This window comes from Brevibacillus reuszeri (genome assembly GCF_001187725.1).
In the GTDB taxonomy this organism is placed as follows: Bacteria; Bacillota; Bacilli; order Brevibacillales; family Brevibacillaceae; genus Brevibacillus; species Brevibacillus reuszeri.
The window spans coordinates 132652-159638 of sequence record NZ_LGIQ01000016.1; the positions used below are offsets into that span (position 1 = coordinate 132652).

Annotated in this window: 22 protein-coding genes and 1 riboswitch; of the genes, 3 read left to right on the forward strand and 19 right to left on the reverse strand. The window is 50.7% G+C overall.

Annotation, left to right across the window (positions count from 1 at the left end; all coding sequences use genetic code 11):
- Nucleotides 1–16: 16 nt before the first annotated feature.
- The 3 genes from ADS79_RS31235 to ADS79_RS31245 form a co-directional block, all read right to left on the reverse strand.
- Nucleotides 17–2812, reverse strand: coding sequence for a calcium-translocating P-type ATPase, SERCA-type (locus ADS79_RS31235; protein WP_049742390.1), 2796 nt, complete (start codon nucleotides 2810–2812; stop codon nucleotides 17–19).
- Between the two features lie 108 nt (nucleotides 2813–2920).
- The gene (locus ADS79_RS31240) at nucleotides 2921–3664 is read right to left on the reverse strand and encodes a manganese efflux pump (protein ID WP_049742391.1); all 744 of its coding nucleotides are present in this window, start codon (nucleotides 3662–3664) and stop codon (nucleotides 2921–2923) included.
- A 250-nt stretch (nucleotides 3665–3914) separates the two neighbouring features.
- Complete coding sequence (locus ADS79_RS31245; RefSeq protein WP_049742392.1) at nucleotides 3915–4760, reverse strand: DUF6612 family protein; 846 nt, start codon at nucleotides 4758–4760, stop codon at nucleotides 3915–3917.
- A 261-nt stretch (nucleotides 4761–5021) separates the two neighbouring features.
- Between ADS79_RS31245 and ADS79_RS31250 the strand changes: the two genes are divergently transcribed.
- Nucleotides 5022–5615, forward strand: coding sequence for a TetR/AcrR family transcriptional regulator (locus ADS79_RS31250; RefSeq protein WP_049742393.1), 594 nt, complete (start codon nucleotides 5022–5024; stop codon nucleotides 5613–5615).
- 19 nt (nucleotides 5616–5634) lie between these two features.
- Nucleotides 5635–6276, forward strand: coding sequence for an HXXEE domain-containing protein (locus ADS79_RS31255; protein WP_049742394.1), 642 nt, complete (start codon nucleotides 5635–5637; stop codon nucleotides 6274–6276).
- A 77-nt stretch (nucleotides 6277–6353) separates the two neighbouring features.
- On the opposite strand, the gene ADS79_RS31260 is transcribed toward ADS79_RS31255, so the two are convergent.
- From ADS79_RS31260 to kdpF, 8 genes are all read right to left on the reverse strand, one after another.
- Nucleotides 6354–7313 (reverse strand): sporulation protein, encoded by a 960-nt coding sequence (locus ADS79_RS31260; RefSeq protein ID WP_049742395.1) that lies wholly within the window; start codon nucleotides 7311–7313, stop codon nucleotides 6354–6356.
- Nucleotides 7314–7456: 143 nt separating this feature from the next.
- On the reverse strand, nucleotides 7457–8314 hold the full coding sequence (locus ADS79_RS31265) for an arginase family protein (RefSeq protein ID WP_049742396.1): 858 nt from the start codon (nucleotides 8312–8314) through the stop codon (nucleotides 7457–7459).
- A 51-nt stretch (nucleotides 8315–8365) separates the two neighbouring features.
- On the reverse strand, nucleotides 8366–9118 hold the full coding sequence (locus ADS79_RS31270) for a hypothetical protein (RefSeq protein WP_049742397.1): 753 nt from the start codon (nucleotides 9116–9118) through the stop codon (nucleotides 8366–8368).
- Nucleotides 9119–9132: 14 nt separating this feature from the next.
- The gene (locus ADS79_RS31275; RefSeq protein WP_049742398.1) at nucleotides 9133–11460 is read right to left on the reverse strand and encodes a universal stress protein; all 2328 of its coding nucleotides are present in this window, start codon (nucleotides 11458–11460) and stop codon (nucleotides 9133–9135) included.
- A gap of 24 nt (nucleotides 11461–11484) precedes the next feature.
- Entirely contained in the window at nucleotides 11485–12045 is a 561-nt protein-coding gene (kdpC, locus tag ADS79_RS31280; RefSeq protein ID WP_049742399.1) for a potassium-transporting ATPase subunit KdpC, read from the reverse strand.
- A 36-nt stretch (nucleotides 12046–12081) separates the two neighbouring features.
- Nucleotides 12082–14121 (reverse strand): potassium-transporting ATPase subunit KdpB, encoded by a 2040-nt coding sequence (gene kdpB / locus ADS79_RS31285; RefSeq protein WP_049742400.1) that lies wholly within the window; start codon nucleotides 14119–14121, stop codon nucleotides 12082–12084.
- Between the two features lie 44 nt (nucleotides 14122–14165).
- On the reverse strand, nucleotides 14166–15839 hold the full coding sequence (gene kdpA / locus ADS79_RS31290; RefSeq protein ID WP_049742401.1) for a potassium-transporting ATPase subunit KdpA: 1674 nt from the start codon (nucleotides 15837–15839) through the stop codon (nucleotides 14166–14168).
- 70 nt (nucleotides 15840–15909) lie between these two features.
- The gene (kdpF, locus tag ADS79_RS36820; RefSeq protein WP_084766153.1) at nucleotides 15910–15987 is read right to left on the reverse strand and encodes a K(+)-transporting ATPase subunit F; all 78 of its coding nucleotides are present in this window, start codon (nucleotides 15985–15987) and stop codon (nucleotides 15910–15912) included.
- Between the two features lie 533 nt (nucleotides 15988–16520).
- A riboswitch (cyclic di-AMP (ydaO/yuaA leader) is annotated at nucleotides 16521–16667 on the reverse strand.
- 337 nt (nucleotides 16668–17004) lie between these two features.
- Here kdpF and ADS79_RS31295 point away from each other — a divergent pair.
- The gene (locus ADS79_RS31295; RefSeq protein ID WP_049742402.1) at nucleotides 17005–17379 is read left to right on the forward strand and encodes a Na-translocating system protein MpsC family protein; all 375 of its coding nucleotides are present in this window, start codon (nucleotides 17005–17007) and stop codon (nucleotides 17377–17379) included.
- Between the two features lie 62 nt (nucleotides 17380–17441).
- Here the strand turns inward: ADS79_RS31295 and ADS79_RS31300 are convergent, their stop codons facing one another.
- The 8 genes from ADS79_RS31300 to ADS79_RS31340 form a co-directional block, all read right to left on the reverse strand.
- The gene (locus tag ADS79_RS31300; protein ID WP_049742403.1) at nucleotides 17442–18497 is read right to left on the reverse strand and encodes an ABC transporter ATP-binding protein; all 1056 of its coding nucleotides are present in this window, start codon (nucleotides 18495–18497) and stop codon (nucleotides 17442–17444) included.
- Nucleotides 18494–20236 carry an ABC transporter permease gene (locus ADS79_RS31305; protein ID WP_236700164.1) on the reverse strand — a complete coding sequence of 581 codons (1743 nt, stop codon included), beginning with the start codon at nucleotides 20234–20236 and terminating at the stop codon, nucleotides 18494–18496. Before ADS79_RS31305 ends, ADS79_RS31300 begins: the two co-directional genes overlap by 4 nt.
- Nucleotides 20226–21326: an ABC transporter substrate-binding protein gene (locus ADS79_RS31310; protein ID WP_049742404.1), complete on the reverse strand. Its 1101-nt coding sequence runs from the start codon at nucleotides 21324–21326 to the stop codon at nucleotides 20226–20228. The genes ADS79_RS31305 and ADS79_RS31310 overlap by 11 nt, the downstream gene beginning before the upstream one ends.
- A 33-nt stretch (nucleotides 21327–21359) precedes the next feature.
- On the reverse strand, nucleotides 21360–22139 hold the full coding sequence (gene surE, locus ADS79_RS31315) for a 5'/3'-nucleotidase SurE (protein WP_049742405.1): 780 nt from the start codon (nucleotides 22137–22139) through the stop codon (nucleotides 21360–21362).
- A 15-nt stretch (nucleotides 22140–22154) separates the two neighbouring features.
- Nucleotides 22155–22937, reverse strand: a complete 783-nt coding sequence (locus ADS79_RS31320) for a sugar phosphate isomerase/epimerase family protein (protein ID WP_049742406.1) — start codon at nucleotides 22935–22937, stop codon at nucleotides 22155–22157.
- A complete protein-coding gene (locus tag ADS79_RS31325; protein ID WP_236700165.1) occupies nucleotides 22913–23731 on the reverse strand; it encodes a PHP domain-containing protein in 819 nt (272 codons plus the stop codon). Before ADS79_RS31325 ends, ADS79_RS31320 begins: the two co-directional genes overlap by 25 nt.
- Before the next feature lie 526 nt (nucleotides 23732–24257).
- The gene (locus ADS79_RS31335) at nucleotides 24258–24458 is read right to left on the reverse strand and encodes a copper ion binding protein (RefSeq protein WP_049742408.1); all 201 of its coding nucleotides are present in this window, start codon (nucleotides 24456–24458) and stop codon (nucleotides 24258–24260) included.
- An 83-nt stretch (nucleotides 24459–24541) separates the two neighbouring features.
- Nucleotides 24542–26959 carry a heavy metal translocating P-type ATPase gene (locus ADS79_RS31340; RefSeq protein ID WP_049742409.1) on the reverse strand — a complete coding sequence of 806 codons (2418 nt, stop codon included), beginning with the start codon at nucleotides 26957–26959 and terminating at the stop codon, nucleotides 24542–24544.
- Nucleotides 26960–26987: the final 28 nt, after the last annotated feature.

A 26987-nucleotide genomic window follows, 5' to 3' on the forward strand; every position in this document is an offset into this window, starting at 1 on the left:
GGCATCCTGACATGGTTTAGTCAGGACGAACCGTACGCATAGACGAGCGTTTTTGCTTGTTGGCGCGTGGACGACCGCTTGTTAGCACTCCACCAATTCCAGCCACAAACGTAGGGATACCGGATGTAACCAAAATCAATGCCCAGTCTCGGAAATTCAGATCCGTTGTCTTAAAGATCGGTTGCAGAACGTCAATATAAACAACACCAAGCACCAGGACCAGCGACGAAATAACTGCCCAGACGAGGTACTTGTTTTCAAATACATTGCGATGGAAGACGCTGTATTGGCTGCGGCAATCAAAGACGTGGATGAGCTGTGCCATGACCAATGTAACGAAGGCAACCGTCTGCGCGTGCACGAGGTCATTTGGGTTCTCGCGCAAGGTTAACCAGAAGGCGAGTAGCGTCATTGCGCCAATCAAAAATCCGCGACTAACAATTTTCCACCCTAATCCACGGCTGAAAATATTTTCGGACTTGTTGCGCGGGTGCTGGTACATCGTGTCCTTTTCCGCCTGATCCACACCCAACGCCATAGCTGGTAAACCGTCGGTCACCAGATTGACCCACAAAATCTGAATCGGCACCAAGGGTAGTGGCATACCGAGAATCATGGCAAAGAACATGACGAGAATTTCTCCGACGTTGGAGGCAAGCAGGTAGCGGATAAATTTACGGATGTTGTCGTAAATGTTGCGGCCTTCCTCCACTGCTGCCACGATTGTGGCAAAGTTATCGTCACGTAGCACGAGATCCGCCGCTTCCTTGGTTACATCTGTACCTGTGATTCCCATCGCAATCCCGATGTCGGATGTTTTGATCGCTGGCGCGTCATTGACGCCATCCCCAGTCATCGCAACCACATGGCCTCTGCTTTGCAAGGCACGGACAATACGCAGCTTGTGCTCAGGGGAGACTCGCGCGTAAACCGTTACTCGCTCTGCGTGTTCTGCCAGCTCTGATTCTGACATGCTGTCGAGCTCGCGGCCTTCCAGCACTTCGCCATAGCCACGCATGAGTCCGATCTGACGGGCGATTGCTTCCGCTGTTACCTTGTGGTCGCCGGTGATCATCACAGTCTTGATGCCCGCTTGATGGCACAAGCTGATAGCGGGGCGGACTTCTTCCCGCGGTGGGTCAATCATGCCTGCCAGACCGACAAATACGAGATTGCTCTCGACCGTATTGATCGGTTGTCCGGCGCGGTAACCTTGCAGCGTTTTATAGGCAAAGGCCAATACGCGCAGTGCCTTTCCCGCCATCCTCTCCGTCTGTTCAAGCACCTGATGGCGAAGCGTAGCGGATAACGGCTGCAGCTCCCCTTTCCAGAGAATATGAGTGGACCTGGCCAACACCGCTTCCGCTGCCCCCTTGGTCAAAAGCGAATAAATCCCATCTGTCCCTTTCTCGACAACCGACATCATCTTGCGCTCGGAGTCAAAAGGCAGCTCTTCTACACGCATGGACTGCTGGTTATTGTTTTTATTGCCGTTCTGCCCTTTTGCCGCCAAAACCTTGAGTGCTCCCTCTGTCGGATCACCAATGACCTGCCAAAAGCGCGTTGTTTTTCCTAGACCTAGCATATTTCGGGTACTTGATTCCTCGCAGGTCAGACGTGCATTGTTGCAGCGTTCCGCGATCCGCAATATTTGGCTGAGCGCCCCATCCCGCCCCACAGATACTGCCTTGCCCTGATGATGGAAAGCTCCTTCTGGATCATAGCCGCTTCCACTCACCTCGTACATGGTATCGCTATGCCAAACGTGAGTGGCCGTCATCTTGTTCTGCGTGAGTGTACCTGTCTTGTCTGAGCAAATCACAGACGCGCAGCCAAGTGTCTCTACGGACGGCAGCTTGCGTACAATCGCATTTCGCCGGATCATCCGCTGCACGCCCAATGCCAATGCGACCGTAACAATCGCAGGCAGACCCTCTGGAATAGCAGCCACCGCCAAGCTTACTCCGGCGAGGAACATCGTAAACAGATCATGTCCATGCCATACGCCTGCCGCAATGACCACTACCGTCAGCAGTACCGCGACCACGACGAGAATTTTGCCCATTTGCTCCAAACGCATCTGAAGCGGTGTCTCCGCTTCCTCCGCTGTATTCATCAGATGCGCAATCTTCCCAATCTCCGTGCCCATTCCTGTAGCCACCACGATGCCGTTGCCCGTTCCTCCTGTCACCATCGTTCCCATAAAGCCGAGATTCTTTTGGTCGCCGAGAGGAACCTGTACATCCATTGCCTGCTCGATTGTTTTCACTGTTTTGCCGACAGGTACAGACTCGCCTGTCAGCGCAGACTCTTCAATCTCAAGCCGGTTAGCAGCGATAAGCCGCATATCAGCCGGAACCCGGTCTCCCGACTCTAAAAGCACGAGATCGCCCGGCACTAAACGGGAAGCCGGAATCATCGCGAGGTGTCCATCTCTCATGACGCGGGCCATCGGCGAAGCAAGCTCTTTCAATGCTTGCAGGGATCGCTCTGCCTTTGCCTCCTGAATAAAACCGAGAATCCCGTTGATGATAATGATCGCGATAATCGTAATCGCATCGAGGTATTCTCCGAGGAAGTAAGAAATCAACGTGGCGATGAACAAGATGAGAACCATGAAATCCTTGAACTGGTCTACGAAGACCGCGTAGAGAGGCTTTCGCTTGGTCTCAGCCAACTGGTTGGCACCGTGTTTAGCCAGTCGCCGCTCCGCCTCCTGCTGAGTCAATCCCTGCGCCGCATCGCTATGAAGGGCATCGGTCACGTCGGCCGCTGCCAGCGTGTACCATTTTCGAATTGGCTGTGTATCCACCTACATCTCCTCCATCCACTTCTCACTCCTTCTCATGTGTATGCAGACGAGCCAGAAAATAAAACAACCCGTCCCTCTACTGCGGGACGGATTCATGTTAAGGCAATATTACAGGCTTTTTACCAGCCCGATAAAAATTAACAGAATGGGCGGCAGCCACGTCAGGCGTGTCAGCCATCTCATTTTTCCTGCGCGGCGTCCCAATGCAAGACCAAGCGCCAAAAGCAAAGCGCCCATCACCGCTATACAAATCGCAACAAGAAATGGTGTATAGCCGAGAAACGTAAGACTGATACCCGCTCCGAATGCATCCAGCGACAGGGCAAGGCCGAGCATGACTGCCTCCCAGCCCATGATATGTCCGGAACGGTCTGCATCGGCTTTTGCCGGATCACGCAAAATTTGAATCATGATGCCAAAAATACGAAATTGGGACAGGACGGTTTGTTCTGCTTCTCCCGGCTTTTCTTCGCCCACTCTGTGGGAATCCTGTCCGGTTACAGCAAGCATATCCTCCGCTGCGACGCCCAGTGGTATCTGTCCTGTTTCCTCTGATGATGCCTTTTCAGCCTCCGCTCTGGCACGCGGAGAAATGAGTCGCCACAGCGTGAACAAGCCCATGATAATCAAGACGGCAGCACCGACGTGTTTTCCAATCTCAGGCGTCAACCAGGACGTGAGCGATGAGCCCACAAGCATGACGCCATACACAACGGCAAACGAACAACCCGACACGACAATGAGAGACAACAGTGGCATCCTCATGTTGCGCAAACCATACGTCAATCCTACGCTGACACTGTCCATGCTGATGGCCAGGGAAACGAGCAGGAGTGAGAGCCATCCGCTCAAATGTGGTCACCTCTTTCTCAGGCGTGAAGAAAGCTTAAGGGCATTGCCGTTTGCTGCAAACCAGCTTAAACTTTCCGGAACGCATAACAAGCCTTTCCCAATAAAGCTGTCCCGCTACCGCGTGAGTCCGCGACAGAAGTTTCTTTATTGCCTATTAGGTATACGCCAAAAGTCCGGAATTTGTGCCTACTAAAAAACGCCAAAGCTCTGTCTCGCAGAGCCTTGGCGTTTTCACGATTTCTGAAGTAGCTTATTGTTGCACAGGGGCTGCTTTCAAAGCTTCCTCTGGAACTTTGATTTCGCTGACCTCGTTATGCTTGGAGAACGTGGTTGTCATTTCCATATCGAGAGCAATCTTTTGACCTTCCTGCTCCATCTCCATGGACATGTTCACAACAGAACGTGTTGGCAAATACGTGTCTTTGTTTACCGCGTTCTCGATTTTAAGACTCTTGATGTTCATCGAGTCCAGCATAGCCGTTGCCTGCTCGCCAGCACCGCCTGCTTGGCTCATCAGTTCTTTTGCCAGTTCCTTCACATTGTCACCAGACAGATCCGCCGACAGGACGTAATCGCTGCCTTCTACAGCAACTTTCGTATCCTTGACGATTTTTTTGAACTGCTCCATCTGTTTTCCTGGCTCGAGTGAAGTCTTCATGCTTGCCATGATTTGATCCTTCATCTCGTTAGGCAGCTTCATCCATTTGCCATTTGCCTCAGTGAAGACACCATCATTTGTGATGTACTGCTTGATCGCTTGCTCTCCTTGCGGCATTTTCATATGAATCTCTTGGTACATTTGCACAGGCTCTTTGACAAAGTCGGATTTCATCGCCATCTCAACGTTTTGCTCTTGCTTCTGCTCGCCTTGTGCCATCACCATATGCTGATTCACTTTCGAATCCATGGAGAAGCTTTTCAAGTCAGCGCTCGCTTTTGTTGTTTTTTCAATCATCTCTTCCACAGTCGGAACTACAGCAGCTTCGCTAGCCCCGTTTGTTTGAGCATTGGTATTGCTCGGTTTCTCTGCAGGGCTACAAGCTGTCAAGCTGATCGCAGTCGTAACTGCAAAAAATAGTACGGTCCACTTCTTCACTCCATTTATCCTCCTAAAAATTGAACTAATAACAAGGATATCCAACTCTAAATAGGTACCAAAGAGCATTTAGTCCCGAATAGATGGGTACATTTTCCTGTTTCCATACAAAAAATACCTTTTTCATGAGATGAAAAAAATTTTAACCGTAGCAATTGAATTTTAACTTATTGCCTGCTATTATCAAATTAAACAATGTTTAAAACAATGTTTAAAACGATGTTTAACACCTTATTTTACTTCCATCCAAAGGAGGGCTATATGTCTCAGGTCGATAAGAATAGCGGAGAAACAAAAGCAAAAATTTTGCAGGCAACACTGGATTTGATCAAGTCGGAGGGCTTTGAAAGTGTGACGGTACGCAAAATCGCAGCAGATTCAGGGACCAATGTTGCTTTGGTCAATTACTACTTTGGCTCCAAAGACAGGCTCATTAATGAAGCGTTGAGCCTGTTTCTCAGCAGCTTCCAGGGTACGTTTGATGTGCTCGATGATAGGGCTACTGCTCCCAAGCAGCGCCTCAAGCAGTTTTTGACCAGCTATGTAGAAGTCATTCAGCAATACCCCGAGCTGGTTTCGCGTATTTTTGCTCTTGGTGGAGCAGTCTTTACCTCGCAATATGAATACGGACAATTTTTGAGGAACATTGGCTTCACGAAGGTTCAAACCATCTTGCAGGAAATTACCGGCGAGGAAAATGTCGAAGTCCTGATGATGATGATCATGCAGCTATTCGGAGCCGTGTTTTTGCCTGCACTGCTAAGATCCATCTTGGCCACAGGCTCCGGCATCGAGGTTGGCTCGATTGACAAGCAGATCGACTTGTTATTTGCACGCTATTTTCACGAAATGTAGGAAATAGGGGGAGAGACACATGGACTTTTTGCGAAAATATTGGCAGGATCTAGGTCTGATCGTCGCTGTAGGCGTTGGGATTTATCTCCTGAACGGGTGGGGGACCATCCCGACAACAGAGGGGCTGCTATGGCTGAGTTTCATCGCGATTCTGGTCCATCAATTCGAGGAATACCGGTGGCCGGGTTATTTTCCTGGACTATTTAACGGACTGATTTTCAAAAGTGACCATCCTGAGCTGTACCCGCTGAATCCGCAATCCGCGATGATCATCAACCTCGTCATTGCATACGTGTTTTACCTCGTTCCCGTGTTTTTCCCCAGCGTCGTCTGGCTCGGTCTGGCACCGGTTTTCATGGGTTTTTTCCAGTTCATCTGGCACGGCATTTTCGCCAATCGCTTAGCCAAAACGATCTACAATCCAGGATTGTTCGCTGTTGTCTTCCTCCATATTCCTATTGGCGTATGGTATATCCAGCACATTGTCACAAACAACATGGCAACAGCAGTGGACTGGATTGTCGGGACTCTCTATTTTATCGTCGCAGTGTACATCCTGATCGTGAAGGGCAATATGTGGTTAAAGAATGAAAACACTCGCCATGCCTTCTCCCCCCAGCAGCTCGGGATGTTTGGGCGAACATCATTTTTGAAAAAGTAGCGGAGTAACAAAAAAGCCACTGCCTGCCGAAATTCCAGCAAGCGATGGCTTTTCCTTATACCAATGAATTTGTATTCTTACAGATCCTCGTCAAATCCTCCAAAGTCGAAATCCATGTCTTCGCCTTCTCCATCTCCGGTGTCCTCCGAAGCCATTTCCTCATCACCTGACATCAGGTCGCTGAGCAGCATTCCGCCGAGTACACCTGCTGCCATTCCACCAAGCATACCGCCCATGCCGCCACCACGCTGTCCGTGCTGACCGTATTGTTCTTGCTGATAAGCGGCAAGCGACACGTACGGGATCGATTGTGGATCATTGACATAGCCGGTAATCGTCTCGATCAGATAACGAGACAGCTCCTCTTCTTTTCCTGCTGCAAGCAAGTCTTGCGGAACAATGATTTCTGCCTTGTACTCTTTGTCACGACGCAGTATCCCCGAAGCCAGGTCCAGCTCTACGAGCAAACGCAATTCTTCTGGTGCCGTGAAGAAGATAACATCCAGTTCCTTGAGTGGAATCCCCAAATCCGCACCTGAGAAAAAGGAGAATTCCTGACCGTATTGCGTCAATTTGCCTGAGTCAGATTTTTGTCGCAGATTCAGGCGGTCCAAAGCTCTCAAGACACGCTCGACAGGCTGTGACGGCAATACCTCAACTCGATCAAAATCGGTCGGATCAAGCGCCATTTCAACATCCAGCTTGGTATGAAGCGCATATTGAACGGCTGGAGTCGAAATCGGCAAGCCCTCTGGCATGACGAATGAAAAAGGAATCTCTTGCACGAATGGCTTCGGCTGTACAGTGAAATTGCGGCTGATCGGGAAAGCCTGTACCTGCCTGGTCACTTCCTGTCCTCTGAGTGTCACGCGCATCAGCATTTGGGCGCTTAAATCAGAAATACGCTGCTCTACATTTCCACCCTCTATTCGAACCACACCTGTCATCGTCTCACCCAAACGATAGCCTTGTCGATCCAGCTGCAAGTCAACCTTTGCTGCTCCTACTCCAAACTTAGCCATTAACTTTTTAAACACAGGCCTCTCTCCTCACCACATAAGCATATACTTATATATAGTGTACCAGAAAAGAAAGAAAAACGAGGGAACTTTCTTCTCGGAAATGTGCAACGAAAAAGGCAGCATGCAGATTCATGCCACCTTGATAATCGTCTATATTTTCAAACACTGGCTGCACGCGTCGCTAACGCTTCGGTAAGCAGCTGCACAAGCCGCTCTGCCTGCTTTCCGTCCGTATCCCGAAGTCCGGAGAACTCTGTCACTTCCATACCAACTACACGCGGATCACACAAAACAGTATCGAGTACAGATTGAGCTTGATGCAGGGACAAGCCTGTTTCACTCGGAGAATAAGCCGCAGCCATCGCCCCTTTGTGCATCACATCCACATCGAAGTGAACCAATATTTTGGCATCTGCTGGGATGGATTTCATGACAGCTGTGACCCGCTCAACCAAATGACCACCTGCCAGCTCATCCAAGGTCAGTACATCCACACCATATGTCTCTTCCGGCATCCGCTGGCACCCGATCACCCTCATCCGATCCGGGGTCCACCCGCTCGGCATAATCCACGTGCCCTCACCCTTCAGTAAAAACCAGAGTCCCATCCCCGCTGCCCCAATCGAACGCGAGGCAACAGGCATAACAGCATCGAAATGACCATCGATAATTACGAGATATGCCTGTTCCCCATGGCGCGCCTTGTGTGCTTGTGCCGTTCCAACGATAAGACCGCAATCCCCGCCCAGCATCAAGACAAAATCGTCTGAATCAAACCAATCATACGCTTCTTTTTGCAGCAAATCCCACAGCATGCGTGGAGCAGGCCAATTGCGAACCGGGGGAATATTGTGACGAGGCAAATAATCAGGGAGCTGCAAATTGCCAGCATCCTTGACTTCCCTACCAGACTGCTGCAGCTGCAATATGAGCCCCGCCTTGCGTAGCGCCTCTGGAGCAAGCTCTGTTCCTGATACCAATGCTCCTGTATAGTGCGGTATACCAACGACTTTCACTGGAATAGCCAGTCCCTCCTGTTACTTCGGTTTGTACATGCCGCTAGTATATCACAGCTTTTGTTCCAAAAAATGGATGACTTCACAAACCGAGGGCCGTAGCCAACGATCTGGCATACTCGCCGTCTCTCCCTGGATCAGCTGTGTCGCCAAAGCGTTAGGATGTACATCTGCGCTTAAAAAGTAGAGCTGCTCCCATGGCTTCGGAATTGCATTCATCGCTTCCACACATTTTCCCACATAGGCTTGCAGCGCCTCCCGATAAGCAGGAGTGGTCAGCGCAGTTCCACACCACACGTCAACTCCTGTCAATGCCTTGGCATGGGCAGCATCCAGACTTTTTGCTAGCGAGCAGACAACAAACAACAGCTGATCAGGCGCAAGCTTGTAGCGTTTTTGATACTGCTTGGCAAAACGTCCGATCGTCGCATTCCACGATGGCGTATCATAACTGCCCAAATCAGGAATGCATTTGAGCACACCGAGTAGCTGTTCCTCCCTTTTGACAAAAAGCAAACCATCGATCACTAGAAAAGATAGTCCTGGCAATCGCTCTGCCAAAAACTCTCCCACTCTCTCATGCATGACACGAGAAATTCGCTGGGAGGATTTTCGCTTTAGCTTTTGCCGCACCCGCATGTCTTCTTCCTCCAGGTAAACCCGGGTCAACTGCGAAAACAACAGTGCCTCCATGCAAGGCTCATCCTGCTCATCACGGCTGACGCTTTCTTTCGTCAGGCACTCTAAACGGCTATAGGCGTCTGCCAAGCTTTGATCCCATTGCCCTTTTTTTGCTGTGCCCATGGCTAGTCTCCCCTTCATTTCATATCGGGTACATGATCTGCCACAACCAGTACATCCATATGTCGCACTTCCCGCAGCAGCCTTTGTATAACGGAGCCGTCGCGAATTTCTTTCCATCTCGTTCTTGCTGACTGCCCGATAACTACTTGTGTCGCTTGCTTTTCGTTCATATGGTGAACAAGCTTGGAGAACACCTTGCGCTTGGAGACTGCCTCGTACTGCTCAAACCTGCCTCCCAGCCTCTCGGTCAACCTCTTCAGCTTCTCCAGCTGTACTCGTTCCTCGTCCGTCAATGGCTGATGATCCTGAACATAGGCAACATGCCAGGATGCCTTTAGCCGGTAAGCAATCCGAAACCCGCGCCGTATCAAGCGCTCACTGTCTGCACGCAAATTCACACAGACAAAAATCACTTCCTGCTGCCGCCAAGGCCCCCGCAGCGTTCGCCGCTCCCATGCTTCCAAGCGTTCATCGACATCATCTGCTACCTCGCGCAGCGCCAATTCCCGCAAAGCGATGAGATTCCCTGTTTTAAAAAAGTTAGCGAGCGACTGCTCCACCTTTTCCATGGCATAAATGTTGCCCTCCCGCATACGCTGTCGCAATGCTTTCGGTGAGATGTCAATCAGCTCAACCTCATCTGCCTGATGCAAAATATGGTCAGGGACCGTCTCCCGTACACGAATTCCCGTAATTTGTTCGACACTGTCGTTCAAGCTCTCAAGGTGCTGAATATTCATCGTGGATATGACCGAAATACCGGCAGACAGTATGCGCGCTACATCCTGATAGCGCTTCTCCAAGGGGCTTCCCGGCACATTGGTATGCGCCAGTTCATCGACCAGCACCACATCAGGATTGCGCCGGATGATTTCGTCCGTATCCATTTCCCCCAGCGTGACATTTTTATAGGGAATCTGCTTGCGAGGAACAATGAAAAGCTCACCCACCTGCTCGGTCGTTTCCTTTCGTCCATGTGTTTCTAAGAGACCAATGACGACATCAATGCCGTTTTGAGCAAGCTCGTTGCCTTCACGCAGCATCGTATACGTTTTGCCCACCCCCGGTGCTGCACCCACGTACACCTTCAAGCTGCCTCGCTTGATCTTGCCGATCTCCTCCTCCATTTCCGCCTCACTAAGACGGCGATACGGATTAATTGGTGCTGCTCTGCGTTTGGTTGGCAGCACTCGCTCTCCGTCTCGTTCAGACCGATCCGCCACGATTAAAATGTCGATATTCTTCGTCTGACGCAAAATTTTATGCACGATGGAGCCGTACCAAATTTCTTCCCAGCGTGTTCGTTTGGACTGTCCCATGACGATTCTCGTCACATTGTTGTCCATCGCATAAGCGACAAGATCGCCCGCGACCGCTTGTGTCCTGTGAATCGTTTGTTCTTCGAATACGCCACCCACCTTATCTACAAGCTTCATGATTGCCCGTCGAAAAGTGGATTCTTCCTTGGTCAGCTTCTTGCCCGTGAGACGAAAGCAGACAACCAGCAGCTCTCCGCCGAGCCTTTTGGCAACCTGCTGTCCGCGTCTGACCAAAATCGATCCGTTCCAATGATACTGAGCTGACACCAAAATCCGTTCGGTCGCACCAGACGCGCCCACCATACCGTGCCTTTCCCGGTAGTCCTCCAGATCGTCATTCACTCCGTTCGCTACAAAGCGAAGCGCCAGCTCGCGCAGCATATGCAGATTGTCTCTGCGGAACAAGGGGTGCTTTGTCCGTGACAGATTGCCCTCATCCTCCTGCAAGCGTTTGAGAATGGCTTCCGGAGTCACGTCCAAAAGCTTTACCTCATCCGCCTCAGCCAGCGTATCCTCGGGGACACATTGCTCGATCTGTACCTCGAGCTTGGTTAGCCGCTCCGCCAGCTCCTTCATGCCGGAGAGCTCATATATATTGACGGTCGTAATCACGCTGATATTGTGTTGCAGCAGCAATTGAACATCCTCAAAGCGAGTGGCTCGCGGCGCATCGGGTCGATTGCGATGCGCCAGCCCATCCACCAGCACTACCTCCGGATCGCGAGCAATCAATGCAGAGACATCCAGGTCATGCCTCGATTGACCATGACAGTTCCATGCCATCGACGGAATTTGCTCCAAGCCTTCCCGCTTTTGTTCAAGCTTCGGATGCCAGGCTTCATCTGCATTTGCCAGTACGACATCGATCCCTTTTTTCTTCAGACTCTGCCCTTCCATCAGCAGATGATACGTTTTGCCAGAACCACTCACTGCCCCCAAAATGATTTTTAGCCTGCCCCGGTGCATTTTGGAGATAGACTGCAAGATTTCCTCCGGGGACTTTTTGCGAAACTGTTCAACCATCCTGCAGCCCTCCTTTTTGCTCTCCTATTTCAATTGATCCAGAGCCAAATTCAGCTTCAACACGTTTACCCGTCGTTCCCCGAATACGCCCATGCTTCTTCCCTCTGTACTTTCCTCAATCAAAGTGCGCAGCTTCCCTGGATCGAGATTTCTCGCCTTGGCCACTCGCTCCACCTGGATGAGAGCAGCCTCTGGGGAGATATGCGGGTCGAGTCCAGAGCCTGAGTTGGTCAGTAAATCCGCAGGGATGTCTTCCTTCTTCACATCGGGGTTCGCTTTTAAAAAGGCAGCGATATCCGCTTGTGTGCGCTCGATCAGTGCCGGATTGGACGGGGCATAGTTGTTGGAGCCTGACCCCGCCGCATTGTTATCAATCGAAGACACGCGTCCCGAAAAATATTTTGGATCAGAGAAGGTTTGCCCGATCAGCTCAGAGCCAACTACCTTTCCACTCGCATCCGTGATCAAGCTGCCACTCGCTTTTGCTGGCATGACGACTTGCGCAATTCCCGTCATCGCAAGCGGGTAAACAAGACCACAGATCAATAACAAGACCAGACTGAGACGAAGATTGGTAAGCAGCATATGTCTTCACCCTTGCTTTCCTTATACATAAGTTGGTTACACCAGATTCAATCCGACTAGCACCAGATCGATCAGCTTGATTGCTACAAAAGGAACCGCGATTCCTCCCAAGCCGTAGATGACCAGGTTGCGGCTAAGCAGCTTCGTCGCACTCATTGGCGAGTACTTCACGCCCTTCATTGCCAGCGGAATCAGGATCGGAATGATAATCGCGTTAAAAATCAGCGCAGACAAAATCGCACTTTGCGGCGTAGCAAGACCCATGATATTCAAGGCACTCATTTGCGGAATGGCGAGCATAAACATCGCGGGAATGATCGCAAAGTATTTCGCCACATCGTTTGCGATACTAAAGGTCGTCAAGGCTCCGCGCGTCATCAACAGCTGCTTGCCGATCGCCACCACTTCAATAATTTTGGTCGGATCGGAATCGAGATCGACCATGTTCGCAGCTTCCTTCGCAGCGATCGTGCCGCTGTTCATCGCGAGGCCAACATCGGCTTGCGCAAGAGCAGGCGCGTCATTCGTTCCATCTCCAGTCATGGCAACCAGCTTGCCTTCTGCCTGTTCATTGCGAATCAGTGCAATTTTGTCTTCCGGCTTCGCCTCTGCGACGAAGTCATCGACCCCTGCTTCGCGAGCAATCGTTGCAGCCGTCAGCGGGTTATCCCCCGTACACATGACCGTCCGAATTCCCATGCGGCGCAATTCCTCAAATCGCTCACGCATACCAGGCTTCACTGTGTCTTTTAAATAAATCAGCCCGAAAATATTGGCTCCAGCTGCGACAGCTAGTGGCGTTCCTCCGGCTGTCGCAATTTTCGCGGCCTTTTCCTCCAGATCAGTCGGAATGCTTCCGCCTTGCGAAGCAACATATTGCTTGATCGCGTCCACCGCGCCTTTACGGATCGTGGTTCCATCAGCTAAATCCGTACCACTCATCCGCGTCTCTGCCTTAAATTCCACGCCCTCCGAGCCGGGCAGCTCAAATTCTTTGGCATCTACACCAAGCTTTTTCGCCAGCTCAATAATTGAGCGTCCTTCTGGAGTCTCATCGTAAATCGAGCTTTTTGCAGCCATTTTGTTCAACACTTCCTGTGTCGCCTGACCCACTGGCATAAACTCAGCTGCCATCCGGTTTCCAAATGTAATCGTCCCGGTCTTATCGAGAATGATCGTATTGATATCGCCCGAAGCTTCCACTGCTTTCCCGGACATCGCAATCACGTTAAACTGTGTGACCCGGTCCATTCCGGCAATTCCGATCGCAGACAGCAAGCCGCCAATTGTCGTCGGAATCAGGCAAACAAGCAGGGCAACCAGTGTTGCAATCGGGATCGCCGCATGGACATAGGCTGCAATTGGCGACAGAGTCGTGCAAACAATCACAAAGATCAGAGTGAGACTGACGAGCAGCGTACCTAGCGCAATCTCATTCGGTGTTTTTTGACGTTTCGCTCCTTCTACCAGTGAAATCATTCGATCCAGGAATGATTCGCCAGGATCAGTCGTCACACGTACGCGGATACTGTCACTGACGACACGTGTTCCTCCTGTGACGGAGCTGAAATCACCTCCAGCCTCCTTAATGACTGGTGCAGACTCACCGGTAATGGCCGACTCGTCAACGGAAGCGACACCCTGGGTGATTTCACCATCGCTTGGGATCAGTTCGCCCGCATCAACGACAACTATATCCCCTTTTCGCAGTTCAGTTGAGCTGACTACCTGGATGGAGCCGTCTTTTGCGACTTTGCGTGCTTTTGTATCCTGCTTTGTTTTTTTCAGACTCGCAGCCTGTGCCTTGCCGCGTCCCTCTGCGAGTGCCTCGGCGAAGTTGGCGAACAAAATTGTCACGAACAAAATCAGGGTAACGACACCGTTATACAGAGCGTCTGATGCTCCCCCAAAAAGTCCTGGGAAAATCGTGAGCAGCAGGGTAATCACAAACCCTACCTCGACCACGAACATGACCGGATTTTTCATCATCACACGCGGGTCGAGCTTCTTGAAAGCACTGACTAACGCCTGGCGATATATATCTTTGGGAAGCGCAACCGTGCGCGTTCTACTCATCGAAAAAATCTCCTTTGCCTCTAGTTTCATTGGATAAGCAGCTTCTAACGCAAGGTCAGCCACTCCGCGATCGGCCCCAGCGCAAGTACGGGCAAGAAGGTCAGAGCACCTACAATCACTACCGTCGCAATCAAGATCACGAGAAATACGTTATTGTCGGTTCGCAGCGTACCCATTGTTTCCGGCACCGGCTTTTTCGCAAGCATAGACCCTGCTACAGCCAGCATCGCGATAATGGAGACATACCGCCCAAACAGCATGACCAGTCCGGTCGAAATATTCCAGAACGGTGTGTTGTCACCCAAGCCTTCGAAACCGGAGCCATTGTTTGCTGCCGATGACGTGAATTCGTACAGAACTTGAGAAATGCCGTGAAAGCCTGGGTTGCTGATTCCTGCTGTCCCCATCTCGGTTGCCAGTGCGATCGCCGTTGGCGCCAAAATGATCAGCGGATGGGCAAGGATCGTAATCGCAATCAGCTTCATCTCTTTGCCCTCAATTTTGCGTCCCAAAAATTCAGGTGTGCGTCCCACCATCAAGCCAGCTATGAAGACCGCCAATATCGCGTACATCAGGATATTGACGGTCCCCACTCCGTCGCCGCCAAACACACAGTTCAGCATCATTTCACCAAGCGGTACCAAGCCGCCGAGTGGTGTCAGTGTATCGTGCATGTTATTGACCGTCCCGGTCGTCGCTGCTGTCGTGATCGCTGTAAACAGAGCACTTTGCGCGATGCCAAAGCGCACTTCCTTGCCCTCCATACTGCCCATCGTCTGTGACAAGCCCACTCGTTCCAGGGCTGGATTTCCATGCATTTCATTGATATAGGCCGTAGCCAAAAAGACAAGAAACATCGCACCCATCGCTCCAAAAATGATCCAGCCCTGCTTGCGGCTTTTTGCCATATGCCCAAAAGCAATCGGAAGCGAAGCGGGGATCAAAAACATCGCAAGCATCTCCAGCACATTGGTCCAGGGGGTTGGATTTTCAAACGGATGCGATGAGTTCACTCCAAAGAATCCTCCGCCGTTAGTACCCAAATGCTTGATCGAAACAAGTGATGCCACTGGTCCACGAGCAATTTGCTGCTCGGCGCTGCTAAGCGTTGTCGCTGTTGCAGTCGGCTCCAATGTCTGCGGAACGCCCTGAGCTACGAGCAAAAGCGTCACAACGACAGCTAAAGGAAGAAGGACCCGTGTATGCGCCCGAACCAGGTCAACAAAGAAGTTGCCGATGCTGCGCTGCCCAGTCAGCCCACGCATAAATGCCAGCACTACCGCAATTCCGGTAGCCGGAGTCGTAAACATCAGGTAAATAATGACCATCATTTGCGAGAGATACGATAATCCACTCTCGCCGCTATAATGCTGAAGATTCGTATTTGTTAAAAAGCTGACAGCCGTATTGAACGACAGTAGCGGGTCCATCGCAGCAATTCCACTTGGATTGCCGGGCAGCACACCCTGCAGACGTAACAGGATATATGCGATCGCCACCATGGCGATGTTGCTCAGCAAGACAGCTGCCGCATACTGCTTCCAGGTCATATCTGTCTGGCGAATGCCAGCAAGCTTGTAAATTCCTTTTTCCACTCCGCCAAAAATCCGGTCTACCCTTGTTGCATTCAATGAAAAGGCATTAGCCAGATATCGCCCCATCGGTATTGCCAGAATGAGCAGCATCACCAAAACCAACGAGATTTGTAAAAAGTCCACAACTGCTCCTCCTAACCTGCTTTCAAAATCAGTTCCATTCGTCCTTTTAGCCACCCACTACTGCATTCGTTCAGTATTTTTCCGGGTAGATCAATGCATGGCATAAATACAAGGAAAGTCCAGCTACGATCACGAGCAGAACGATCATTTTTCTTTCCCTCCCTGTTCTCTGACCACAGCATCACAAAATTGAATGAGTGCAAAAAATACTCCGAATGATAGTGCCAAAAGCAGTATGGAAACCACGTCCATCCTCGTTCCTCCTTTTTCAAATTCACCTATAAATTCAGTCAAGCGACCATCGCAGCCAGGCTCTCTCTCGCTTACCCTTGTGCTTGTTTTCCCTATCGAAACAACCAGCCTTCGGGTAATAAAAATAGACCAATGCTTACCCTTTCCCCCTAGATCGGCAAAGCTCTCCGGCTAAGATGCACAGACGAATACACTCGCCCACATCCAGCGGAAAAACGATCTTTTCTCGGAGAAAAAGTACTCATTGGTCTACCTAACGCCCAGCTGACAACGGTATTGCCATCTCTGCGTTTTGTCTCCCGTTTCCTTTTTCGTCGTACGATGTATTCTGTTTTTGGGCAAAACGAAAAGACCTGCAAATTGGTTTGATTCGCGCCCTCTGCTATCCAAAAGGATAACAAAAAGGCCTCCTCAAATAGGCGGTCTTTAGACCTCCCTCGCTTTAGCCGACGAAGTTAGCTGACGGGTAGGATGGCGAAAGAGCTTCTCATCCCTTCCACAAACGAATCGTGGAATTAACCCCTACTGATTGGGTCCTCCGTTCCCGAGTGCCTCGGGATTTGGCCAGATTTGCAATTGTTGGTTACGAGTCTCATTATACGTCCGGCATAATCGGATGTTAATGTCCTGTTTCTGTCTTTTTAGCACGATTTGTTCATTCTTTATCGATGTAAGCGATTTAATCCCGGCAAGCCTCAGCCGCGCACGATATTTCTTGGTTTCTCTTCTCTTTTCACAAGAAGAGTAGGTTCCTGACCCGAGCCTGCTATCACTCGTCTGTAACCTTGTTGACAGTCTTACGGGTAGATCGTTAAGATAAAGCCATCTGAGCGCGTGGCAAGCCTGATGAAGCTGGATAAGGCCTTCGAAGTCCCCGATCAGACAAGGGAATGACGCATGGGAGGAATATGGATTGGCCATTTCGAACAAAAAAAAGCTTGAAGCAGAAATTAGCGAAGCTTTTATCAAATTCCAACGTGAACTGATAGGCCGTGGACCTCAGGAGGCCAAAACGTATATAGTCGGAGATATGGTGATTGCCCGTTTCAAAGGCGTCCTCACCGTGGAGGAAAAGCATCTGTCCAGTCATGAAAAAGGACGTCGCATCGTAAAAGAGATGCGTGAGCTGCTGCGCGAAATGTACAGCGAAGAATCCGAACAAATCGTAGAGCGACTTACCGGGTGCAAGGTGTTGTCCAGCCACAGCGACATCAGCACGAAAATGGGAGAACGAATCGAGGTTTTTGTGCTGGACAAGGATTTGGAAAAGCAGCTCGGTGTTTCATAAAACCAAACAACAAGCTCCGTCCGCGTGTACAGACGGAGCTTTGCTTATTGGTCGCCATTTACTCACACATTTACTTCTACAAGCACCTGATCGTCATAGGAAAACCGCTCGCTTACGTCGGAGATAACCTCCCACTCTTCCTCCCCTACCTGAATCGAGTACAACAGCTCCCGACCCTGGAACTGGACGTGTGTGACTCTTCCTACAACCCCATTCATTCCTTGCTGCCAAGCTTTGAGCTTTAGCTGATCCGGTCGCACAGGCAATACGTGATGCGCATGAAAAAAACTGTAATCGCGTGACACTGGAATCGGCTGTACCTGCTCACCGGCGCTCTCCAGCAAAAAGGTATGCGGGTTTGACCAGCTTCCTTTCAGAAAATTCGACCGTCCCACGAATTTCGCGACAAACATAGACTCGGGTTCATAATAAATCTCCTGCGGCGTACCCGCCTGCTCTACCCTTCCGCCTTTCATGACCACGATCCGATCTGCCATTCCCAGCGCTTCCGACTGATCATGCGTGACATAGACAATCGATGTACCCAGCTCACGGTGAATATATTGAATTTCCTTTCTCATCTGCATCCGCAGCTCCGCATCGAGACTGCTCAATGGCTCATCCATTAACAGCAGCGTCGGATTAAAGACGATGGCACGCGCCAAAGCTACACGCTGCTTTTGCCCGCCGGACAGTTGGCTCGGATAACGCTCCTCCATCCCGCCCAGGCCGACCATTTCGAGGATTTGCGCTACACGTGCACGCGGGTTTTGTTTATACGCTTCCAGCACATTCTTTTGATGCTGCAGGGGAAAGGCTACATTCTCATAAATATTCAGATGCGGCCATAACGCAAATGACTGAAACACCATGCCAATCCGTCGTTCCTCCGGTGGCTTGCGTCCTTTTGCATCCGCGACGCGCTCCTGGTTGATCCAGATTTCACCGCTCGTCGGAGATTCAAAGCCTGCGATCAGGCGAAGCAGCGTCGTTTTCCCGCAGCCACTCGGCCCTAGCAGAGCAACAAACTCGCCCTGCCCAATTTGCAAATCCAGATTATGAAGGGCAGTCACGCTGCCAAATGTTTTGGAAACTCCAACTACTCTCGCATTATTCATTGCGCTACCCTCCGCTGCCAGTATCGCTTCCATAAGCCTCCTGCTGCTAAAAGGAGCAGGATTGCCACTACAATCAGCGTGGAAAGCGCCGTGCTATAGGTCGTAGACCCCGCCTGTTCAAAGCCGAAAATCACGACGCCAATCGTTTCCGCGCCTGATGTCCATAAGAGCGAGGACAACGTCAGCTCTGTGAAAGCCGTCAGGAAGACGAGGAACAAGCCTGTCAGCATTCCCGGTGCATACAGCGGAACCAGGATTTTGCGCCATCTCGTCCAAAAGCCCCCACCGTTGATGCGTGCCGCTTCCTCTACCTCTTTGCCTACTTGCATAATCGAAACCGTACTGCTTTTGACTTGAAGTATCAAGAATCGCGTCACATACGCAATCAAAATGAGCCAAACGGTCCCATACAAGCCAGGCTGCCAGCCGGGAATCGGCTCCATCCAGGTAAGAATCATCGCAAGTCCAAGCACCATGCCGGGCAAGGCGTATGGCAAAGCCACCGCTCCTTCCATGAGCTTGCCTGTAAACGAGGGACGATTGATGCGCCAATAGGCAAACAAGGTCCCGGCGATCACACACACGATGCCTGTCAAGCTTGCCAGCAGCAAGCTATTGCGGATCGCTTCTCTTGTACCTGTATGATCAAACAGCACAAAGGCAAAATGCTTCCACGTCAAGTTTTCTGTGACAAATGGCAGCCCATACGCTTTTACAAAGGCGGTAGAAGCCATCGACAGCAGTGGCAAAATACCGGTCACCAGCATAAAGCCCCAGACGCCCAGCTCAATCCAGCCCCGTTTTTTGCCAAGATAACGTCGCAGCGACTTGTCTTCCGCACTCGTCTGATCTACCCGGCTCTTTCGCAGCAACAGCCATTGCACGCCGGTCCCGGCAAGCGCGATGACTCCGAGCACAATAGACAATACGGCTGCCTTGGCAAAGGCGCTTGGTCCAAATCCGATTACCTCTTCATAGATAAGTGTACTGAGGACAGAAATATTCTCCGGTATTCCCAAAAACGCAGGGATGCCGAAATTATCGAGTCCTGAAATAAACGCAAGCAGTCCGCCACCCGCGATTCCAGGCAGGGCAAGCGGCAGTGTCACCTTGCGAAAAACCGCCGCATCACTTGCTCCAGACGCATGCGCTGCCCACTCCAGATCCTTGGGAATCCGGTACAGGACAGACAGCGTCAGCATGTAAACCAATGGATAATGGGTTAACCCCATCACGACAATGATTCCATCCAGACCATACACATTCCATATTTCTACAGGGGCTCCAGCCACCCAGCTCGCTACTCGATTGATGACTCCCTGCGGTCCCGCCAGCTGTGTCCATGCCAGCGTCATGACATAGGAAGGAATGAGCAATGGCAATAGCGCGAGTACATGTAGCGCGGGTTTAAGGCGAATGTCGGTATAGGCACACAGCCAAGCCAAGGATACGCCGATCACGAGCGAAAGAATGGTCGACGCGCCTGCAGCAGTAATCGTGTGTCCAACAGCATCCCATGTACGTGCATTTGTCAGCACTTCAGCAAAATGAGCAAATCCGAGGCCCGTGTCTGTCTTTACACTGAGCGCAATCAGCTTCCACAACGGATAGACAAAGAAGAAGGCGACAGGAACCAGCACCATCCACGTAGCCGCCTGTTCCATCGACAGAGAAGCGGCGAATTTACGCCGCTCTCCCATCTGCCGTTCGGTCACTACTGTTTGCCAGTTACTTGCCACCCATCATCTCTCCAAATTTCTTTTTGTCCGCTTCGCGAGATGCTTCCAGTTCATCAGTATTTGCTGAAAGTGCCTTGATCTGATCTTGGGCAAGCAGTCCTTCTGGTGCCGCAATTCCTTTGCGAATAGGCGTGTAGCCCAGGCTTGATGCCAGCTTTTGGCCATCTTCCGAGAGTACATAGTCAACGAATGCTTTTGCCGCGTCCTGGTTTTTCGAAGCTTTCAAAATACCGATCGGCTCCGTAATGACGGGTACGCCTTCGTTTGGATAGATCAGCTCTACGGGAGAACCCTCTTTTTTCGCTCTCGCTACCAAATAATCGACAACCATTCCGTATTCTTTTTCGCCGCCTGCTACGCTTTTCAGCACCGCTCCGTTTCCTTTGGTTACGGTCATCTGATTGGTTTTTAGTCCGGTAATGAAATCCCAGCCAAAATCGCCTTGTCGTGTCAGTACACCGACATTGTAAGCAGCTGCTCCGGAATAGAGCGGGCTTGGCATGATGGCTTTTCCAGTAGTCTCAGGGCTCGTCAGTACCTTCCAGCTGTCTGGCTTTGTGGTTACCTTCGCTGTATTGATCGCGAGTACGGTCGCCATGACCTTCGTTCCTGTGTACGCACCATCTGCATCCTTCCAGTCGGCAGGGATGTCAGCAGCTTCAGGAGAGTTATAGCCCATGAGCAAATCCTGCTTTTTCAAGCTGGCAAAGGTCGGTGCGTCAGCAACCAAGAGCACGTCTGCCTTGACTTGTCCAGCCTGTGCCTCAGCCTGCAAGCGGCTGATGACCTCCTCCGTACCGGAGCGGAACAGCTCTACCTTTACTTCCGGATATTTTTTCGTAAAGCTCTCGATTAAAGCCGCTGCATCAGCATCCGGCTGCGATGTGTAAAAGCTCAGAGTCCCCGCAATTTTCGCTGAAGCTGTCTCGGTTGTGGACGCGGTAGTTGTTGCAGCTGGTGTAGATGGCGCGGGCTTGGTCTCAGGTTGCGGCGAAGTGGAAGTAGACTGTGTGCCACATGCTGTCAATCCCAATACTGATAGTGCTGTGAATAGAGAAAGAGTCCATTTATGCAAAGGAACACGCTTCATTTTCTATTTCCTCCTAATCATGAGTGGGCATGGCTATGAGCTTTGTTTCGTACTTTGAAACCACTTTCCAATCTTTGCTTTCATCGCTGTATTCGTCATATTCAGTTGAAGTGGTGTGATTGTGATGTAACCATCGCGCAGCTTGTAGTAATCGGATTCCTCGTCTTCAAAATGCAGCTCGCTCAGATGATCAGAGAGCCAGTAGCAGAGGTATCCCTGTGGATCGTTCAAGCCGACATATTGATAGCGCAGGACATCCATCGCAAGCGGCGTTACAGCCACTCCTTTTATCATTTCTTTTGACAGATAGGGAAGATTGATATTTAGCACCGTCTCTGGAGAAAGCTTGTGCCTCAAGAGTGTCTCAAACACTTCATAAGCGAGCGGCTCCACGAGGGAGAACGAAGGATTCGGCTTCAGTGTCGCCAGCGAAATCGCAATCGAAGGGATTTGATACATCGCGCCCTCGATGGCCGCTGAAATCGTACCGGAGTAAAATACATCTCGTCCCAAATTCGGACCGCGATTAATTCCGGATACAATGACATCAGGCTTTTCCTTGAGAATCACTTCGATTGCCATTTTGACGCAATCTGCCGGGGTGCCATTGACCGCCCATGCTTCTAATGAAGTATCAAAAAAATTCACTTTATTTGCCTTTACAGGCGACTTCAACGTAATCGCATGACTGATTGCGCTACGTTCTTGATCGGGACAGACAATGGATACGTTGCCAAACGGCTGTAATGCTTGTGCTAAACAAAGTACTCCGTTGGAAAAAATTCCATCGTCATTCGTAACGAGAATATTCAAAGTGGGAAGAACCTCCTATCCAAATGAGACACAGTCACCGTGCTGTAGATACAACAGATTTTTCTTGAGTACACCCAAATCTCTGGCGTCATCGAAGCCTTCTACAACAACGGGTCTTTCTTTTTCAAATAAAAGCGGCCAAATCGCCTCAAGATCAATTTCACCTGTTCCAAGCGGTACATGCAGCTTGGATGCAGTGGCATCACTCACGTGGATTTTATCAACTCCTTCCAGCTCCCGATAAAATTGCGTCAGGGAACAGGAGAGAGGAACATGAGCAATATCAAAGGTAGCCGTGGTTGGGTACGCTAGTGCCGCCCGCAAACGATTGAGGTCCTGTGGGGTTACAATCATCTCCTTGGGGAGCGGTTCAATATGCTCAATCGACAAAATGCAATCCTGCCGCTGGGCTTCGTGCGCCAGTTCATTTACGCTTTCAATCAATAGCGACTCATGCATTCCTCTGTTTTTAGAGGTCAGCGTGAAGCGGCCGGGATGGATTGTCACACTCTTGGCACCAATCTCCGCAGCCAGAGCGATTGACCTCTTTACTTCTGTAATGGATTGCTGGCGTATTCCGTGATTTAACGAGCACAGATTCAAATCCCAGCTCGCTGCGTGCAGAGTCAGCTTCATTCCTACACGCTTCGCCGCCTGTTGAATCTCCCGCGCATTGCTCTGATGAAACCAGACATGCTCTGCCCACACTTCCATGCCGCTAAATCCATACTGCCTCGCAATCAGAATGGCGGCCTCTACCGGGTACGCCCACATTAGTGTTGATGAAACATACAGCATGTCCACCACTCCTTTACATCACGTGGCAATGGCACGCTTCCAACAGGAGTCGAGTTGCGTGAGCCATGTCCGTGAAAGTCGCTGCCGCCAGAGCGAATCAGCTGATGCTTTTTTGCCTGACGCTCCCAAAAGGCCATTTGTGCTGATGAATGCTTCGGGTAATAGACCTCGATCCCGTCAATCCCGTATTCAAGCAAGGCATCAAGCTTCACTTCGAACGGATAAATCCCGGGATGAGCGAGGATCGCTATCCCCCCTATCTCGTGCGTTAACTCGATTGCTTCCTGGGCGGAAAAGACTGGCCTTGGCACATACGCGGAAGCACCTTTTCGCAAATACGCATCAAATGCTGCCTGTGGCGTCGAGCTGTAGCCACGCGCGACTAATACTTCTGCGATATGTGTTCGAACGATGACGCCGCCTTTTGCACGGACCAGACAGTCCTCGATCGTAATCGCCATCCCCAGCCTGTTGCAGCGCTCGACCATCTCAGAGGCCCAATCAATCCGCTCCTGCTGTCTGCGATCCATCAGATGCAGCAGACGTGGGTCGGAAATATCAAAGCCATAGCCCAATATGTGCAGCTCGTCTTCCGGCCCTTCTGTATTCCATTCGATTCCGGGTATCAGTCCGACGCCGAGTCGTTGAGCTTCCTCTCGCGCCAGTAAATAACCATCCACGGTGTCATGGTCGGTAATCGCTAGATGACTCACGCCCCGCTCTTTTGCCTCCTGCAGCAGCTCCTTCGGCGTGAGCTTGCCGTCAGAAGCAGTGGTGTGCATATGCAAATCCACAATGACCACCTCTTTCACTTGCTTTCATTGTAGAGGTGAATTTTTAATCCCATATAAAGCAAAGAGCAAGGTTTGATAAAAAGAAAATGCTGCCATGGAGCGTTTTTGTATGGCCGGGCTCATGCATTGTTTACGTTTCGTTAACGATTTACAGAATCTTTACAAAACAGATGAGGGGGGAGGGAAGTGATGCGATTAGTTCGGGCTGTAGTGGAGGAGAGGAAAAAGGAGAAAACGCTCTAGATTCTTGGACCACCTGCTGGGGGGGCATTCCTGCACAGCTACATGAAAAAAGGCGAAACCGCGTCCAAAGTTGCAGGTTCAGGATGTATTTCAGAGGTGGACGCTTAAAGGCGTGTTTCGCTTTTTTCATTCCGCTTCGGCTGTGTTCCAAAGATCTTCGCTTTTCTCCTTTTTCCTCTCGGCAGCTGTTGGCTGTCCTCGCAGCACTTATTGGTGGGCGACAAAATAAAAAAAGCTCTTACCCGTGATTTCCGGGCAAGAGCTTCAAAATATATTCTACCTTTTAGACTACGTCGTAGCCTTGTTCTTCGATGGCTTCTTTAATAGCTTCGAGGGTTGTGCCATTTTCGTCGTAGGACACTTCTACTGTTTTGGCTGCGAGGTTTACTTTGCCTTCTGCTCCCAGCTCTTTCAATGTTTTTTCAACGGTGTTTACGCAATGGTTGCAGGACATGCCTTCTACGTTCAATGTGATGTTTTTCATTTTCTCAATCTCTCCTTTTGTGTTTCCTGTTTATAAAGTATGCGGACATGCCGCGTGTTACTTCTTTTATTGGCTGCAGGCGATTACAGCTTTACCCGTTGGAGTCGCAGTGCATTGAGGACAACGGATACGGAGCTGAAGGCCATCGCTGCTCCTGCGAGCCAAGGCGCCAGGAATCCAAGTGCCGCGAACGGAATACCCAATGTGTTGTAGGCAAAGGCCCAGAACAGGTTTTGCTTGATGTTGCGAATAGTGCGCTTGCTCATTTCGATTGCGTCAGCGACACTTGTGAGCTCACCGCGCATGAGTGTAATATCTGCTGCCTCCATCGCCACATCTGTTCCCGTTCCAATTGCCATCCCAATATCCGCAGTAGCAAGCGCTGGGGCGTCATTGATTCCGTCGCCTACCATAGCTACCTTTTTGCCCTCTGCCTGGAGTTTTTTCACTTCGGCTGCCTTGCCTTCGGGCAGGACTTCGGCAATGACGTGATCGATACCTGCCTCACGTGCAATCGCTTCGGCCGTTTGACGATTGTCACCCGTCATCATGATGACCGTGAGTCCCATTGCTTTCATCCGTGCCACGGCTTGCTTCGAGGTCGGCTTGATGGTATCCGCTACAGCGATCAGCCCTGCCAGCTTACCGTCGACGACAGCCAGCATCGCTGTTTTCCCGGATCGCTCCAACTGTAGCATCTTGTCAGATACAGCTTCGTACGAGATTTGATTTTGCTCCAGAAGGCGGCGGGTACCTACCAGCACTTCCTTGCCCGCTACAACTGCCCGAATCCCAAAGCCGGGAATCGCTTCAAAGGAAGAAGTGTCGGCTAGCGCAATGCCTTTTTCCGCAATCCCGCGAACAATCGCTTGTGCCAACGGGTGCTCGGAATTTTTCTCGGCAGCTCCGACAAGCGCGAGCAATTCCTGCTCCTCGCTATCAAAGGTGAGGACATCGGTCAGCTCTGGCTCCCCTTTTGTCACCGTACCCGTTTTATCGAGAACAATCGTATCCAGGTGATGGGCTGTCTCCAGATGCTCCCCACCTTTGAACAGAATGCCCAGCTCTGCCGCGCGGCCCGACCCTGCCATGATGGAGGTCGGTGTCGCCAGACCAAGTGCACACGGGCAAGCGATAACCAGTACCGCAATCGCTTTTTCCAATGCCTCAGCAAAATTGCCAGGCATGACTGCGAAATACCAGACCAGGAAGGTAATCACCGCAATCCCGACAACAATCGGAACGAATATCCCGGAAATGCTGTCTGCCAGACGCTGAATAGGTGCCTTCGTACCCTGCGCTTCTTCAACAACCTTGATGATTTGTGCAAGCGCTGTTTCCTTTCCTACCTTTGTTGCTTGAACCTTTAAAAAGCCGTTTTTATTGAGGGTTGCACCGATAACCGTATCTCCAGCTGCTTTGTCTACCGGAAGGCTTTCTCCGGTCAGCATCGATTCATCGACAGCTGATTGGCCTTCCAATACGAGACCATCTACAGGGACCTTGTCACCGGGCTTCACGTAGACGATATCACCCAAGCGTACTTCTTCTACAGGGATCGTTATTTCTGCGCCATCCCGAACCACCACAGCTGTTTTTGCTTGCAGCCCCATCAGCTTGCGAATTGCTTCTGACGAGCGACCTTTTGCTTTTACCTCGAATAGTTTACCCAACAGGATCAGCGTGATCAAAACGGCGCTGGTCTCAAAGTATAACTCCAGCATGTGAGCGTGAGTACCGATCGAAGAGATGGCTACATACAGGCTGTAAAAGTAAGCTGCTGATGTGCCAAGGGCGACAAGCACATCCATGTTCGCGCTCTTGTTACGTAATGCTTTGAACGCTCCCACGTAAAACTGTGCCCCAATAATGAATTGCACAGGTGTTGCCAATGCCAGCTGCACCCACGGATTCATCAGGAAGTCTGGCAACCAGATAAAGGAGGTAAAGGAGAAGTGGCTGACCATTGACCACAAAAGTGGCAGGGAGAGCACCAGGGAAATCCAAAATTTCCTTGTTTGCCGCTTAATCTCGGCTGCACGACGATCTATCTTTTCCTCGTCGTTTTCTTCTTCCTTGCGAGATGCCTGATAGCCAAGCTTTTCAACCTTTTGTATCAGATCGGATACACCGACATGAGAAGAATCATACTCTACTGTGGCTGTTTCCAATGCCAGGTTGACGTTCGCTTTTAGGACGCCAGGCATTTTATTCAGCCCTTTCTCAATTCGGGTCGAGCAAGCGGCACAAGTCATGCCCGTTATGTTTAGCTCTACCTTGTCAGCTGCAACCCCGTAACCGAGTGCTTCAATTTTTGTGCGTATATCATCGAGGTTCGTTTTTGCCGGATCATAGATCACTGTCGACTTTTCCAATGCCAGGTTGACGTTGGCAGTCTCTACGCCATCCAGCTTTTTCAAGCCCTTTTCAATCCGAAGTGCACATGCGGCACACGTCATTCCTGAAATCGGAACAGTGGCCTCTGCTGTTTTGGCACTCATCGTAATTCCCCCGTCACAGATACCCTCA

Coding starts and splice junctions, on each gene's coding strand:
- ADS79_RS31270 (WP_049742397.1), bottom strand. CDS start 9,118: ATGGGCACAGCAAAAAAAGGGCAATGGGATCAAAGCTTGGCAGACGCC.
- kdpB (WP_049742400.1), bottom strand. CDS start 14,121: ATGAGTAGAACGCGCACGGTTGCGCTTCCCAAAGATATATATCGCCAG.
- ADS79_RS31250 (WP_049742393.1), top strand. CDS start 5,022: ATGTCTCAGGTCGATAAGAATAGCGGAGAAACAAAAGCAAAAATTTTG.
- ADS79_RS31320 (WP_049742406.1), bottom strand. CDS start 22,937: ATGCTGTATGTTTCATCAACACTAATGTGGGCGTACCCGGTAGAGGCC.
- ADS79_RS31275 (WP_049742398.1), bottom strand. CDS start 11,460: ATGGTTGAACAGTTTCGCAAAAAGTCCCCGGAGGAAATCTTGCAGTCT.
- kdpF (WP_084766153.1), bottom strand. CDS start 15,987: ATGATCGTTCTGCTCGTGATCGTAGCTGGACTTTCCTTGTATTTATGC.
- ADS79_RS31335 (WP_049742408.1), bottom strand. CDS start 24,458: ATGAAAAACATCACATTGAACGTAGAAGGCATGTCCTGCAACCATTGC.
- ADS79_RS31340 (WP_049742409.1), bottom strand. CDS start 26,959: ATGAGTGCCAAAACAGCAGAGGCCACTGTTCCGATTTCAGGAATGACG.
- ADS79_RS31310 (WP_049742404.1), bottom strand. CDS start 21,326: ATGAAGCGTGTTCCTTTGCATAAATGGACTCTTTCTCTATTCACAGCA.
- kdpC (WP_049742399.1), bottom strand. CDS start 12,045: ATGCTGCTTACCAATCTTCGTCTCAGTCTGGTCTTGTTATTGATCTGT.
- ADS79_RS31255 (WP_049742394.1), top strand. CDS start 5,635: ATGGACTTTTTGCGAAAATATTGGCAGGATCTAGGTCTGATCGTCGCT.
- ADS79_RS31300 (WP_049742403.1), bottom strand. CDS start 18,497: ATGAATAATGCGAGAGTAGTTGGAGTTTCCAAAACATTTGGCAGCGTG.